The 13,621-nt window shown below is 58.0% G+C and carries 12 protein-coding genes; 6 read left to right on the top strand and 6 right to left on the bottom strand.

Annotated features, from left to right (window positions below; all coding sequences use genetic code 11):
* Nucleotides 1-31: 31 nt before the first annotated feature.
* A complete protein-coding gene (locus tag GOV87_RS18105) occupies nucleotides 32-304 on the bottom strand; it encodes a hypothetical protein (protein WP_171212706.1) in 273 nt (90 codons plus the stop codon).
* A complete protein-coding gene (locus GOV87_RS18100) occupies nucleotides 291-3,080 on the bottom strand; it encodes a glutamine-synthetase adenylyltransferase (protein WP_171212705.1) in 2,790 nt (929 codons plus the stop codon). The genes GOV87_RS18105 and GOV87_RS18100 overlap by 14 nt, the downstream gene beginning before the upstream one ends.
* Before the next feature lie 220 nt (nucleotides 3,081-3,300).
* Between GOV87_RS18100 and GOV87_RS18095 the strand changes: the two genes are divergently transcribed.
* The 4 genes from GOV87_RS18095 to GOV87_RS18080 all read left to right on the top strand — a co-directional run bounded on the left by GOV87_RS18095 (nucleotide 3,301) and on the right by GOV87_RS18080 (nucleotide 5,521).
* Nucleotides 3,301-3,723: a DUF2852 domain-containing protein gene (locus tag GOV87_RS18095; RefSeq protein ID WP_171122230.1), complete on the top strand. Its 423-nt coding sequence runs from the start codon at nucleotides 3,301-3,303 to the stop codon at nucleotides 3,721-3,723.
* 67 nt (nucleotides 3,724-3,790) lie between these two features.
* Nucleotides 3,791-4,222, top strand: a complete 432-nt coding sequence (locus GOV87_RS18090; protein ID WP_171212704.1) for an RDD family protein — start codon at nucleotides 3,791-3,793, stop codon at nucleotides 4,220-4,222.
* A gap of 78 nt (nucleotides 4,223-4,300) precedes the next feature.
* Nucleotides 4,301-5,125: an arginyltransferase gene (locus GOV87_RS18085; RefSeq protein WP_171122227.1), complete on the top strand. Its 825-nt coding sequence runs from the start codon at nucleotides 4,301-4,303 to the stop codon at nucleotides 5,123-5,125.
* 6 nt (nucleotides 5,126-5,131) lie between these two features.
* The gene (locus tag GOV87_RS18080) at nucleotides 5,132-5,521 is read left to right on the top strand and encodes a VOC family protein (protein WP_171212703.1); all 390 of its coding nucleotides are present in this window, start codon (nucleotides 5,132-5,134) and stop codon (nucleotides 5,519-5,521) included.
* Nucleotides 5,522-5,659: 138 nt separating this feature from the next.
* Here the strand turns inward: GOV87_RS18080 and GOV87_RS18075 are convergent, their stop codons facing one another.
* The 3 genes from GOV87_RS18075 to GOV87_RS18065 all read right to left on the bottom strand — a co-directional run bounded on the left by GOV87_RS18075 (nucleotide 5,660) and on the right by GOV87_RS18065 (nucleotide 10,163).
* On the bottom strand, nucleotides 5,660-8,014 hold the full coding sequence (locus GOV87_RS18075) for a TRAP transporter large permease subunit (protein ID WP_171212702.1): 2,355 nt from the start codon (nucleotides 8,012-8,014) through the stop codon (nucleotides 5,660-5,662).
* 17 nt (nucleotides 8,015-8,031) lie between these two features.
* Entirely contained in the window at nucleotides 8,032-8,958 is a 927-nt protein-coding gene (locus GOV87_RS18070; RefSeq protein WP_171122221.1) for a TRAP transporter small permease subunit, read from the bottom strand.
* 122 nt (nucleotides 8,959-9,080) lie between these two features.
* Complete coding sequence (locus GOV87_RS18065; RefSeq protein WP_171122219.1) at nucleotides 9,081-10,163, bottom strand: TRAP transporter substrate-binding protein; 1,083 nt, start codon at nucleotides 10,161-10,163, stop codon at nucleotides 9,081-9,083.
* A 248-nt stretch (nucleotides 10,164-10,411) separates the two neighbouring features.
* Here GOV87_RS18065 and GOV87_RS18060 point away from each other — a divergent pair, with 248 nt between their 5' ends.
* Both GOV87_RS18060 and GOV87_RS18055 read left to right on the top strand, forming a co-directional pair.
* The gene (locus GOV87_RS18060) at nucleotides 10,412-11,845 is read left to right on the top strand and encodes a cache domain-containing protein (protein WP_171212701.1); all 1,434 of its coding nucleotides are present in this window, start codon (nucleotides 10,412-10,414) and stop codon (nucleotides 11,843-11,845) included.
* Nucleotides 11,842-12,489: a response regulator transcription factor gene (locus tag GOV87_RS18055; RefSeq protein WP_171122217.1), complete on the top strand. Its 648-nt coding sequence runs from the start codon at nucleotides 11,842-11,844 to the stop codon at nucleotides 12,487-12,489. Before GOV87_RS18060 ends, GOV87_RS18055 begins: the two co-directional genes overlap by 4 nt.
* Nucleotides 12,490-12,580: 91 nt before the next feature.
* On the opposite strand, the gene GOV87_RS18050 is transcribed toward GOV87_RS18055, so the two are convergent.
* Nucleotides 12,581-13,426: a 2OG-Fe(II) oxygenase gene (locus GOV87_RS18050; protein WP_171212700.1), complete on the bottom strand. Its 846-nt coding sequence runs from the start codon at nucleotides 13,424-13,426 to the stop codon at nucleotides 12,581-12,583.
* Nucleotides 13,427-13,621 lie beyond the last annotated feature (195 nt).

Here is a 13,621-nt window from a genome sequence, read left to right as displayed (position 1 = left end):
TCTTAGTGCCGATTGCCCGCAGGGAAAAGCCCTAGCGCGAACGCGAACGCCATCCGCCCCGTCTTTTAGGGGTTTTGGCGGCTTGCAGACCTTCGGCCAGAACCTGCGTCATAGGATGATCCGCTGCCTGCGCTGAATAGGCGGCGTGTAGGTCGACCAGCGCCAGAGCCTGATCCCGTTCCGCAGGCAGGCTGAGCGCCCAGTCCAGAAAGATAGAGCGGCATTCCGGCAAAGTGATGCCATCAATGCGATAGGCTTCGCGGATAAGACCTTTGTGGTCGTTCGGATCGTCACTGCGCGCCATTGCCGTCCTCCTTGATCACGCTGGCGATAATTTCGGCAGCGCTTGAATACCTCTGCTGCAGCGCGGCCTGAAGCTGTTCAACCTGTTCGAACCCAGTGGCCCGGCACAGGAAATCTGACCCGCCCTGGCCTATTTTGTCCGCTTCGATCATCTTACCGGACAGCAGCCGAGCCGCACATTGTACAGACCAGAATAAATCGTAGCATTCTTTGAGTGTTTGCGCCTGCGCGACGTCCAAAAGCCCGGCAGCGACCGCGCCGTCCAACCCTGCGTGAACATCGTGCTTGGTCTCACCCGACAACAAGGCTCCGGTTTCGGCCATCAATTCAATATCCATCATGCGCCCTGCGCCGTTCTTGGCGTCCCAAATACCAGACGGGGATTTCGCCGCCGCCAAACGGATGCGCATTTCTGCCACATCGTTCAATATCTGCGCTTGGTCTCGGGGGTGGGACAGGAGTACTGCGCGAAACGCCTCAATATCCTCGGCCAGTCCCGGATCGCCCGCTACGACCCTGGCACGGGTCAGGGCGAGATGTTCCCAAACCCACGCTTCATTTCGTTGATAATTGGTGAAACTCGCCCAACTCGTCGCAACGGGACCCTGATTGCCAGAAGGGCGCAGGCGCATGTCCACCTCATACAACCTGCCCTGAGACATAGGGGCAGACAGCGCCGTAATCAGCGCCTGCGTGAACCGGGCATAGTAAGTCCGGGTTGCTAAAGGTCGCGGGCCGTCAGACATGTCCTGATCCAGCGGATCGTAGATCAGGATGATATCCAGATCGGATTGCGAGTTTATTCGGCCAGCGCCAAGCGACCCCATGCCCAGAACGGCGGCCCCACGTCCCGGCGCGGGGCCGTGTTTCAGGGCGAATTGTTCTTCCACGCATGGCAGGATCGCGGCGATCACAGCCCCTGCCAGTTCCGCATATTGTTGTCCGGCCTGCGCCCCGTCGATCAATCCACGCAAGTGATGCACACCGACCCGAAAGTGCCACTCTTTGCACCAACGCCGCGCGAGGTCCAACTGGCTTTCATAATCCCCTTCCTGCGCCAGTGCCTGCTGCAAATCGGCTTGCAGAGCAGATTGCCCCGGCCAGTCGTCAAAGAAACTGCCCCCAATCACCGCATCAAACACCGAAGAATTGCGCGACAGGTGCGCCGCCAACGCATGAGAGGTTCCGACAATGTCGATCAGCAGGTCAATCAGGTGAGGGTTGGCTTCGAACAACGAAAATAGCTGTACGCCCGCCGGCAAGCCCGAAAGAAACCCGTCCAGTGCCAACAGCGCCTCATCCGGTTTCGCAGTTTTCGAAAGGCGCGACAGAAGCTCGGGCTTAAGCCTCTCGAAAATATGCGCGCCCCGTTGCGATCGCAACGCCGGATAGGTGGGCCAGCGGGCCAGAATGCTTTGATCAAACCCGGCCTCTCCGGCAGGTTTCGGCGTAGACGGGCCGGGCGCAAAGAACCCTTCGGTCAGCTCGTGAACTTCGGTCAGGCGGCGGGTCAAGTCCGCCGTCAGTTCGGCGCTGTCGATCCCCATGAGGCAGGCGACACGTTCGATCCCATCAGGCGACTGAGGCACCTTGTGGGTCTGGGCATCGTGGATCATCTGAATCCGATGTTCGACATCCCGATGGGCGCGATAATGGTCCGTCAGCTTTTCCGCGACATCCCGTGGAACCCAGCCCTTGTCAGCCAAGGCTGCCAACCCGGGCACCGTACCACGAACCCGCAAATCTGGGTCGCGCCCTCCGGCGATCAACTGGCGGGTCTGTGTAAAGAATTCGATCTCACGGATGCCGCCCTGCCCCAGCTTCATGTCATGGCCCGGTATGGTCAACGCGCCGCCGGTGCCTTTGTTCTCGCGGATACGCAGACGCATGTCATGGGCATCCTGAATGGCGGCAAAATCCAGATGCCGCCGCCAGACAAACGGACGCAGCGTGTCCAAAAAGCGCTGTCCTGCCTCGATATCACCTGCGCAGGGCCGCGCTTTGATATAGGCTGCGCGCTCCCATGTGCGGCCAAGGCTTTCGTAATACCGTTCGGCGGCCTCAGCCGCGATGCACACAGGCGTCACCCCCGGATCGGGACGCAGACGCAGATCGGTGCGAAACACATAGCCATCTGCCGTCTTGTCGCTGAGCGTCGCGCAGAAATTCCGTGTGGCCCGGACCATTCCGTGTCGCGCATCATAGAAATCGTCCGGATCAAACCGGGTTTCATCAAACAGAACGATCAGGTCGATATCCGAACTATAGTTCAGCTCGTGCGCACCCATCTTTCCCATGGCCAGAATGATCATCCCGGCAGCAGTTTCCACATCGTCCTCGGTCATGCCCGGCAGTTTGCCCCGCCGGATCAGCGCGGCGATCTCAGCTTTGGCCGCAACGTCGGCCGCTAGTGCGCCCAAATCCGTAAGGGCCGCCGTAACTTTCTCCAACGGCCACGCACCAGCCAGATCAGCCAGAGCGGTCAGAAGCGCCACCCGCCGTTTGGCCTGTCGTAATCCGGGCTTCAACTGATCCGCTGGCAGATTTTGTACGCCCTGCATCACATCTGCCAGTGCCTGATCTGGCTGGGTTAAAGCCTGCGCAAGCCAGTCCTTTTCTTGCGCGACAAGCCCATTCAGATAAGGGCTCGATCCGGCGGCCCCAGCGATAAGTTCGCCGGCTTCAGGTGCGAGATCAGTGACAAGCGCACGCGCCTCTGCCCCCAACGACAGATCGAAAGGTCGAGGCATTCGTTGGATGGCGAGTGGTCCTGACATTAACCCTCCGGCGGAAAGTCTATACAAGGGATTCAAGCCCCAATTAGGAGATGGCGTAATTTCAATGCCTTGCGCAAGCGGAAACTAACCTTTTCCCGACGCTTTGCTATGCACCGCCCATCCAAGATGTAAATCTTTTTCACATTCACCCCTTGCAACCTGCCGCATACCCCCCATCTAGATGATGTGAACACAATTTACATTAACCCGGAGACCCCAAATGACCGCACTTTCCGACCACGCCGTCCCTGAAAATCCGGGATGGCTCTACCGCGCCGAAGCCTGGCTTGATGATAAGGGAAAAGGGGCCTGGATCGCTGTAATGGTCCTTGGATTCATCTTCTTCTGGCCCGTAGGCCTGGCCATTCTGGCCTATATGATCTGGAGCAAACGCATGTTCAGCAAGTCCTGCAGCCGCCGCAAAACCTGGCACAGCCACATGAGCGCCATGAAACCCTCGGGCAACAGCGCCTTTGATGCATATAAGGCCGACACCCTTGCCCGTCTGGAGCGCGAACAACAGGATTTTGAAGCGTTCCTGCGCCGCCTGCGCGAAGCCAAGGACAAGGCCGAGTTCGATCAGTTCATGGACGAACGCGCCCGCGAAAACCGCGATCCAAGCGAAAACGGCGAGAACGCCTGATCCAGACTTGCCCTGCCCCGCCTGATCGGGACAGGGTAAACCACACAACAACTCGGAAATTCCCTACATGACCCATTTGCCTGACCCTGACCGCCAACCGGAGTTCTATCAGTCCGTGGCGATCAAACGCTTTGTCGCGTGGTTGTTTGACATCGCCTTTGTCTCACTGCTCTGCACAGTTGCGATCTTTCTGACCTTGGGCATGGGCTTGTTTATTCTTGCCCTGATCTACGCGGTCGTAAGCTTTATCTATCGCGTTGTGACCATCGCAAATGGCTCAGCCACTTTGGGTATGCGGTTCATGGGCATAGAATTGCGCGATTCCTTTGGGGCCCGCATGGATACCGGCAAAGCCTTGGCACACACCACGGGCTATTTCGTCAGCATGGCTTTCCCAGTCCTGCAGATCATCTCGGTCATCATGATGCTGACCAGCGCGCGGTGCCAGGGGCTAACAGATGCTTTCCTTGGAACGGTCATGATCAACCAGCGCGCGTAAAAATTATCCAACTGCTTGAATCACTTGGCGATACCGGGATCGGTTGTTATCATCCGTTTCAGGAAACCTGGAACATTCATGCGACACACGCTGCCAATAGCGCCACAATTCTATGTGACGGCCCCACAACCCTGCCCTTATCTTGAGGGCAGGATGGAGCGTAAGTTGTTCACCGCCCTACAGGGCGAAGGCGCGGATCAGCTCAACAACTCGCTGTCTCAACAAGGATTCCGCCGGTCCCAGAACGTGCTGTACCGCCCGTCTTGCGCCGATTGCGCAGCCTGCCTGTCCGCCCGGATAAACGTCTCCGAGTTTCGCACCAGCAAAAGCCAGAAACGCGCCATCAAACGCAACGCCTACCTCCAGCGCAAGGCGAACTCGCCTTGGGCAACAGATGAACAATACGAACTGTTCCGCCGATATCTGGACACGCGCCACGCGGATGGCGGCATGGCCGATATGGATGTATTCGAATTTGCCGCGATGATCGAGGAAACTCCGATCCGCAGCCGGGTCGTGGAGTACGCGGACCCGACCACCGGTGACCTGATCGCCGTAAGCCTGACGGACGTCTTGGATGACGGGCTTAGCATGGTCTATTCTTTTTACGACCCGAACCAGCCGCAAAGCTCTTTGGGGACGTACATGATCCTCGATCACATCGACATCGCCCGCGAAGCTGGCCTGCCATACGTCTATTTGGGGTATTGGGTACCCGGAAGCCCCAAAATGGGATACAAGGCCCGCTTCTCCGGGCTCGAAGCGTACGTTCGGGGCGAATGGATCAATGTCGGCAATCCGTCGGAGTTGCCGGACTCCAGTCATCATCCACTCTCCACTGCCCCCATTGCCGAACAGGTAGCCAATATCCAACTACCTGACCGCCACCCGACCAAGGGCTGAGGCAACATGCGCCAAAGCCTTCACGCGGTGACGCTGGTGGTCCCGGATTATGACACAGCCATCGCTTTCTATACGAAAACGCTGAAATTCACCGTGCTGCAGGATATTGACCTGGGCGCAGGAAAGCGATGGGTCCGCATCGCACCGCCAGGATCAAAGCAGGGATCGCTACTGCTCGCCCGCGCGGACGGACCTGACCAATCCGCAGTAATCGGCAACCAGACCGGTGGGCGCGTAGGCTTCTTTCTGGAAACCGATGACTTCGACCGCGACCACGCCAAAATGAACGCCGCAGGTGTTCACTTCGAGGAAGCCCCCCGACACGAGCCCTACGGAACGGTCGCCGTCTGGCGCGATCCCTTCGGAAACCGCTGGGACCTCATTCAGTTCACCTGATCCATCCCTTCATCTGGCCAAAAATATCCCGGGGTTGAATTGGCCGCAGGCCAAGAAGGGGCTGGCCCCTTCCCAAAACGCCAAAGCAAAGGGGGCCAGCAGGCCCCCTTTTCATTTTCACTGAATGACACCCAAAGATCAGTTCGGGATCAGATCCGGAACGATTGTCACAATAGACGGGAAGAACCACAGGATCGCGATTCCGACCACCTGGATCAGCACGAAAGGAATGATCCCGCGATAGATATGCCCCGTCGTGACCTCCTTCGGTGCAACCCCCCTCAGATAGAACAAGGCAAATCCGAACGGTGGCGTCAGGAACGAGGTCTGCAGGTTCACCGCGACCATGATCGTGACCCATTTCGGATCAAACGATCCGCCATAGATCACCGGGCCTACGATGGGGATCACGATGTAGATGATCTCAAGGAAATCCAGCACGAACCCAAGGATGAACAAGACCAGCATCACGATCAGGAAAACCGTAAACTCGTTGTCAAAGCTCCTGAGGAATTGCTGAATGTAATGTTCCCCACCAAACGAGATCACCACAAGGTTCAACAATTGCGACCCGATCAGGATGGTGAACACCATCGAGGTCACCTTGGCTGTTTCCCGTACCACCGGTGTCAGAACACCACTGGTAAACAGAACCCAGCACCCATAGATCAGGCCGAACAGGGCGAACAGGTAAGCGCCATACGCGATGAAGAAGGCAATCCAGGTTTCCACCGTCACACCGCCCTGGTTGATGCGCAGGTCAAAGTTGACCCCCATGAGCAGGGCAATGATCACGGCAAATGTCGACCAGATGATCACCTTGCCGGATCGTCCCTGATCCTGCAGTTTGCGATAGGCCGCCAGCATGATCGCACCACCAGCCCCCAGCGCAGCCGCCGGAGTTGGGTTCGTCACACCACCCAGGATCGAGCCGAGAACCGCGATGATCAGAACCAGCGGTGGGAACACCACACGGATCAGATCATTAGTCGCGCACCGCGCCGCAGCTTCCTTACAGCCATACATGGCCAGCGCAAACGGCACCGCCAACAGCAGGAAGGTTGCCCCGGACGATGTTGTCGGCGCGATCAGAAGCACATCCACCAATAGCATAAGCAACAGGCCAATGGCCCCAACGATCAGGGGCTGCGTAGACTGCGACGGTGCAATTCCCCGTCCCATGACCAGCGTCAGACCCAGCAGAACAACCATCACGGCGACACCTGTTCCGATCGGTGCAGCCGCTGCGATTTTGGCTTCCTGAGCAGCGGCCAGTTCCTCTTCGGTCAGTCGTGTGGCTTCGCTGGTTCCTCCTGCAGCGTCGATGGCCTCCTGCTCGGCCAAGGCCTGATCCCAGGCGGATTGACCATGCAGGTCGATCATCGAGGCCTTACATTCCGCAGACACGTTGGTGCGCAGGGATGCGCCCTCGCCAATGTCAGAGAACGCCGAAACGCTGATGTTCTGGCTGCCGATGATACCGGCGCTACTTAGCATTACCGCGCCCACGATCAGGGCGACCGGCGCGCCCAACAACCAGGTCAGACCTTCGGCGCGAGTAATCACTTCGCCACTGCCGCCCGACAGTTCAACAGCCGGAGCCTTATCGGGGTTGAGCAACGCATATCCGAACGCATAGAGCGCATAGAGCAACGCCAGCATGATCCCCGGCAGCAGCGCCGCCTGGAACAACGTGCCGACCGAAACCACCGCCGGCTCACCCAGATAGGTCAGCGCGTCGGTACAGCCCGCTTCAACTGCGCGGGTTTCCTGAGCGGTTGAATACAAATCTCCCGCCAGAGTTCCCAGCAGAACGATCACGATCGAGGGCGGAATAATCTGCCCCAACGTACCCGAAGCGGCGATCACACCCGTCGCCAGTTCAGGCGAATAGTTGTTCCGCAACATCGTCGGCAACGCCAGCAGACCCATGGTCACCACGGTGGCCCCGACGATCCCGGTCGAGGCCGCAAGGAACGCGCCCACAACAACAATCGACACAGCCAGACCGCCCGGCAGCGGTCCGAAAACGCGCGCCATCGTCGTCAGCAGATCGTTTGCAATCTTCGAGCGTTCAAGCGTGATGCCCATCAGGACGAACATCAGCACGGCCAGCAGAGTTTCGATCGACTGCCCCGCCAGAACACGTTCATTCATGCGGTTCACGATGAACGAGACGTTGCGGTCAAGGGCCGTTTCCCAGCCCGATACAAAGACCGGCTCAGCTATGCGCGGTAAGTCCGGGTATCGGAACACCGATATCACATCTGGCTTGATCCCAGAATTCACCACATCCCGATAGGCTTGTGAGCTGGTATCAATCGCCTGATGTATCAGCAGCCCGGCACTGTCCAGCGCCGCAATTATCCCAAATGAGATGATTCCCGCCCCACCGATGGCAAAGGCCACCGGAAAGCCGGACAGAATGCCTCCGAAAAGGCAGAAGAACACGATAATGAGGCCTATCTCGACGCCATCAAGTCCGAATAACATAGTCTGGGTCCCCGTCCCTAATGTGCGCCTTCGTAGGCTTCTTCACCCTCACCAAGGCTGTCCTTGTCGAGGTATTTTCCAACGCTGTCTGGCCCTTCCACATATTCCAGATACGACCGGTACAGGAACGCGATGGCGTGCAGGAACACCATGCCCGCGAAGGCCACCAGAAGGATCTTGAACAGGAAGTAGGCGTTGAACCCATTCGGGCTGAAGCCGATGGTTTCCACGTTCCAACGCAGCGCGCGGGATTTCAGAACCAGCTTGTCCAGCGTATCGCTGGCCGAGGGCTTCGGCACGATTAGGTGCCGCCACATGAAGTACCATCCGTACATCCATGTCAGCACCGCCATCGGCATCATGAACAACAACGCACCCAGCATGTCGATCACACGTTTGGCCCGGTGGCTGATGCCTGCATAGATCAGGTCAACCCGAACATGTCCGCCCTGCACGAAGGTATAGGTGCAGCACAGGCACACGACCATTGCGTTATAAAGCTTCAGTTCTTCGGCATACCAACTGATATCCATCTGGATCGGGATACCGAAACCAAAGGCCATATCGGGCCGCGCGAACACCCGCTGCATGAAAACGATGACGATTTGCTGGATGACCATCAGCAGGCCCGCCCACGCAAAGAAGCGTCCGGTTGTGTTGGCGAACCCCTCAAGGCCGCGCACCATGCCCCACATGAAGTTCCGATAATACAGACCGATGGCGGTCAGAACCAAAAAGATGGTGAAGATCACAAAGAAGAACTCGACCGACCCGCCATAATAGACAAAGCGCATGATGGCTTCTTTGTCCGACCAGTTCAGCCAGAGTTGCGGATGCGTGATGGCATATCCGAAATTATAGAAGGCTTCGGCAATGTTCTGAATGAACCAAACCAGTCCATTCCACAGGGCGCCGAAGAACGAGATACCGTTTTCGTCCTGCATGTTGTCCCCAGGTCGCGTCAGTTGCACCGCAGCTTATTGTTGGCTTGTCCGAGCCCTGCATGTGCAACGGGAAAGGTTTCCCCGCACTAGGCGGGGAAACCAATTGAGTTTAGTTCATGCGATTAGCCGCGAACGCGGTCGCGCTGTGCAGTGTAGGCACCCGACGACAGGTTCAACCAGGCCGAAGACGCCGCCATCGAAGCCATCGCGCTGTCGTGGATCTTCTTGAACAGCTCGTCGCCCATGTTTTCGTCCAGAACTTCCTGGCTGGCGGTGCCGAAGGCATCCCAAACGCTGTCCGGGAATTCCATGACCTTCACGCCGCCCGACTGCAGACGCTGCAGGGCGGCACCGTTGTTGGCCAGGAATTGCGCCAGGTTCCACTGGTGCGCTTCGGCGGCAGCGATCTCGATGATCTTCTGCTGTGCGGGTGTCAGTTCCTCGAACACGTCGCGGTTGGTCGCCAGCGACAGACCTGCGCCCGGCTCGTGGAAGCCAGCGGTGTAGTAGGTCTTGGTGATTTCCTGGAAACCGGCCTTTTCGTCGGCCCAAGGTCCGATCCACTCGGTCCCGTCGATCGCGCCGGAGGACAGTGCCTGATACACTTCCGAACCCGGGATGTTCTGAACGGACGCGCCCAGTTTACCCAGGGCTTTACCGCCCAGACCCGGCATACGGAACTTCAGCCCGTTAAAGTCTTCGGGGCTGTTGATCTCTTTCGAGAACCAGCCGCCCGCCTGCGCACCGGTGTTACCGGCCAGGAACGACTTCAGGCCAAAGATCTGACCCAGCTCGTCATGAGCTTCCATGCCGCCATCATGGTAGTACCAGTTCACCAGTTCCTGCGCGGTCATGCCGAACGGAACAGCGGTGAAGAAGGCATAGCCCGGGTGCTGACCCACAAAGTAATAGTCCGCCGCGTGGTACATGTCGGCCTGACCCGACGATACCGCGTCGAAAACTTCGAACGCGCCAACCAGTTCACCGGCTGCTTTGATGTCAACGGTCAGGTTGCCGTCAGACATTGCGGTGATGCTGTCGGCGCAACGCTGCGCGCTGTCGAAAACACCTGCCAGACCACGACCCCACGAGGTCACCATGGTCAGAGTGCGCTTGCCCTGCGCGTAAGCCGGAGCCGCCAGCGTGGTGGCCGCAGCTGCCGAGCCGCCCAGAGCAGATGTTTTCAGAAATGAACGACGATCCATATGAGTGTTCCTCCCCTACATATCCAATACCCCAGCCGATGCCGGGGGCAGTCGTTGTCAGTGCACGCCAGCCTAATGACCCCGAATTGAATGTGAATACCTACTACTACGTAGGAACCTCGTTTTTTTGGCGGCTTGGGTCGTGAATTTGACGCCAAACACCACAATTTTCTGACCTATGGCCGGGAAGAACGATCAAAAGTCCAAAAATTTTGCAATTTGCTGCAGGCTTGCGTATCGATTCGACCATGAGGGGATTCCGAAATCTGATTTCGCTGACCTATGGCCAGAAATTGTCGCTTGTCGCGGCGATTCCCTTGGTCGTGGCCGTCGCTGCGATCGCACTGTTCGTGACGTATGAATCCCGTGCAACGGCCGAGCGCGAGATTCAGGCGCTGGAACGCAGGCTGATCGAGGCCAAGAAGGAAGAACTGCGCAACTATGTAACCCAAGCCCGCAACGGGTTCGCTTACATCTATGGCCGCGCATCAACTGACGACAAGGTGGCGCAGAACCTTGTGACGCAAATCCTGTCGGCGATGATCTACGGCAAGGATGGGTTCTTTTTCGTTTATGACTATGACGGTAACAATCTGGTCAGCCCGCGCCAAACCCAGTTCATCAACCGAAACTGGGAAGGTCTAACCGACAGCGACGGCACGCCCATTGTTGATGAGTTCATTCGTCTCGCCCGTCAGGGGGCCGGATGGCACAGTTTCATGTGGCAAAAGCCCTCAAACGGGGAAGAGGCGCAGATGATCGCCTATGTCGTCGGCCTGCAAGACTGGCGCTGGGCCGTGGGCACCGGCGTTTTCATCGATGATATTGTTGCAACGGTGGCCAATGCCCGCGCCGAGGTCGAGGCCCGCGTGCAGCGTACCTTCATGTATATCGGCGGCATCGTACTGGCCGCCGTGCTGATCGTCTTTGCCTCGGGCATGTTGCTGAACTTCCGCGAACGCAGGCTGGCCGACGCCAAACTGAAAGAGCTGACCCAGCGTGTGTTTGACGCGCAGGAAGAAGAACGCGGTCGCGTGGCCCGTGAGCTGCATGACGGGATCAGTCAGATATTGGTCGGAGTGCGCTATGCTTTGGACAACGCCCGTCGCCGCTTGGCGCGGGGTGATGACGCAGGCGCACGCGATCCGTTGGAGAAAGGGATCGACCACCTTGGCACTGCCATCACCGAGGTCCGCCGCATCAGCCGCGACCTGCGCCCGGGCGTTTTGGACGATCTGGGGCTTGGCCCGGCGCTCAAGGCGCTAACCGACGATTTCCGCGAACGCACCGGGATTGAGACCGAGTTTTCAACCGTTGTCTTCCGTAACCGTCTGGATCAGGACAGCAAGATCGCGCTGTATCGCATCGCCCAAGAAGCCCTCACCAATATTGAGCGTCATTCGGGGGCAACGCGCGTTACAATTGATTTGCGCGGCCATAAGAAAGGCGCGACAATGCGCATTACCGATAACGGTCGTGGTCTGCGTAGCGACCCCGGACAGGCAAGCGCCGGGATCGGATTGCGGAATATGCAAGAGCGTATCGAACAGCTTGACGGCTCATTGCGTATTCTGTCATCACGCGGCCCACGCAGCGGCACGGTGATCGAGGCCAGCCTGCCCCTGAGTCATTTGTTGCCACCACGCGAAGACGCGACCCCAAACCGAAAGGCCGGTACATGAGCGACCAAACGATCCGGGTCCTTATTGTAGATGACCACCCGATGGTTGCCGAAGGGATTCAGTCGATCCTTGAAAGCTATGACGAAATTCAGGTCGTCGGAACGCTCAGTAGCGGACAAGAGGCGGTGGAAAAGGCGACAGACCTGGCCCCAGACGTCATCCTGATGGACCTGAATATGCCGGGGCTTGGCGGGTTGAGCGCCACCGAGATCATCCTGGAACGCCTGCCCCGGACCCGCATCCTTATCCTGTCAATGCATGACAGCCCGGAATACATCTCGACCGCGCTAAGTCATGGCGCCAAGGGATATGTCCTCAAGGATGTCCCAACCGAAGAGATCAAACAGGCCATCGACGCCGTAATGCGCGGGGAACAATACCTTTGCACGGGTGCCAGCGGCTCGTTACAGCCCAAGGGCGAAAGCACCCGTGAGGCGCTGACTGGGCGCGAACAGACAATCCTGCTGGAGCTCGCCCAAGGCAAGTCGAATAAAGAAGTCGCTCAGGCGCTGGATATCTCTGTTCGCACCGTCGAGACGCACCGCAAGAACATCAAACGCAAACTGGGCATATCATCGACAGCCGGTCTTACACGCTATGCGCTGGAACACGGCGTCCTACAAGGCACAAGCCCCGGATTTTGATCCCGCAGCGCGCAGCGCAGCCACGCCCAACCAGCGGAGGCGCGCCAAAGGCGCGTCGACAATGGGCGGGAGGGCCTTCCGCCGACCAGCATCAGTCAAGCAGACTGTCTCGCCTTACCCCTTCCCGATCCAGGTGATGCGGCAAAACACGGCCATATAATTGCCGAGTTCGTTCGACCCCGCCGCACATACCTTCGGCCTCGACAAATGAAAAAATCCCCACATACCGGCTGGACGACCCTTTGACAGGCGCAACGCGGTGTAGGGAGTAGCGCCCTTTGAATATCTGCAGGTCGCCGGGTTGCAGTTCAAGCTTGCGCACCCGCGCTCTGTTCCCGTCCAACACCGAAGCGACCGTGTCAAAATTCTCGTCCGAAGAACTGCGCAGGTTCGGCACATACTCGAACGCGCCGCCCTCCTCTCCGTTTTGGATGGCCAATGTCACGGTGTAGTTGTTGGTGTCGAAATGCCAAGGGAAGCCCTGCCCTTCCTCAACGACATTGATAATGACGTCCGCCAGCGGGTCATCATAGCGAAAGAACCGATCCTCGGCCTCATCCAAGGCCGCGCGGATGAAAGGTAGAAAGCCCTCAAATTCATAGATTCGGCGCAAAGGTCCGGATGTTTTGAAATTATCAGCCGGCACAAAGGCATTGGACCGATCATAGAACCGCCGGACAGGATGATCCGCCGCCAACCCAGGATCATCCTTCGTGAAATAGGCGTTTGTTCGATTGAACGAGCGATGCGCTTTTGGGGCGGTCGCCCGCGCCTCTTGCAGCAATTGCGCCAACCCTTCGGCGTGCACAAAACCCGGCAGGACGGCGCATCCGTCCTGATCCAGTTCACGCCGCAAATCGCCGATCAATTGATCATACGCCCGCGAGCCCGGACAATCGATCGGATACCGTCCCAGATCCACAAGATCGTGCAACATTTCCCGCCTCCTCTGCCTGCAAAGACAAAGTCAGCGTACTCAACCCAATCGGCCGATCATGCTTGTTTGGGACATTGCCATGACGCTTTCCGACACTGTTATTTTTGCGATGCACATGCAGACGACAGGAAATCTTCTCGAATCTTCCGGCCAGGCGCCAATACGCGCAATAAAATGTCGCAAAATTCACCGCTC

It is taken from the genome of Ruegeria sp. HKCCA5426, assembly GCF_013034585.1.
In the GTDB taxonomy this organism is placed as follows: domain Bacteria; phylum Pseudomonadota; class Alphaproteobacteria; order Rhodobacterales; family Rhodobacteraceae; genus Ruegeria.
The sequence above is the reverse complement of the archived record's forward strand: the minus strand, read 5'-3'. Positions and strand labels throughout refer to the sequence as shown.